We start from the raw sequence: 1,093 nt of genomic DNA on the forward strand, positions 1-1,093 counted from the left end.
GTCCTGCTGAGCTGGGCCAACCCGGAAGCCGAGGAGGTCCACTCGCTGGAGGCCTTCGGCCCGGTGTCCTCGGTGATCGGCTACACCGACCTGGCCGACGCCGTCCGCCTCGCCGCCCGCGGCGGCGGCTCGCTGGTCGCCACGGTCTGCACGAACGATCCCGCCGTGGCCCAGCAGCTGGTCACCGGCATCGCGGCCCACCACGGCCGCGTGCTCATGCTCAACCGCGAGGACGCCCGCAGCTCCACCGGCCACGGCTCCCCGGTCCCGCACCTGGTCCACGGCGGTCCCGGCCGCGCCGGCGGCGGCGAAGAGCTCGGCGGCATCCGCTCGGTGATGCACCACATGCAGCGCACCGCCATCCAGGGCTCGCCGAACATGCTCACCGCCGTCACAGGGCTCTGGCACACCGGAGCGGACCGCAACTTCACGCTCGAGACCGAGGGCCAGCACCCGTTCCGGAAATCCCTCGCCACCCTGCACATCGGCGACGCCATCCGCTCGGAGCTGCGCGAGGTCTCGCTGGAGGAAATCACCAAGTTCGCGAACTCCACCGGCGACACCTTCTACGCCCACACCAACCAGGAAGCCGCCGCGGCCAATCCCTTCTTCCCGGGCATCGTGGCGCACGGCTACCTCCTGCTCAGCTGGGCAGCCGGCCTGTTCGTGGAGCCCGCACCGGGACCGGTCCTGGCCAACTACGGCCTGGAGAACCTGCGGTTCATCACCCCCGTGGCCGCGGGCGATTCCATCCGCGTGACCCTGACGGCCAAGAAGATCACCCCGCGCGAGACCGACGAGTACGGCGAGGTGGCCTGGGACGCCGTCCTGACCAACCAGAACGACGAAATCGTCGCGACCTACGACGTCCTGACCCTCGTAGAGAAGTAGCCCGTCCCGCTCACTCCCGCCTTACCTCCCGTTGCGCTATCACTTGTGGCTGCCAAAAGGTCGAAATGACCGCCACAAGTGATAGGGCAACCGGGGAGGGACAGGGGCGGGCTTCGCCGTGCAGGGAGCAATTGGCGGGCTCTTTCCATCCCGCTCCGGCGTAAAATCTTGCTCGTAGGAGGTGGCGAAATGACCCTAGTAC

1 protein-coding gene is annotated in these 1,093 nt (G+C 68.5%); it reads left to right on the forward strand.

Annotation, left to right across the window (positions count from 1 at the left end; genetic code table 11):
- Positions 1–891 (forward strand): aldehyde dehydrogenase family protein (locus LQV45_RS34900; RefSeq protein WP_230012547.1); only part of this gene is annotated, 891 nt, incomplete at its 5' end.
- Positions 892–1,093 lie beyond the last annotated feature (202 nt).

The sequence above is a fragment of the Microbacterium sp. Bi128 genome (genome assembly GCF_918698205.1).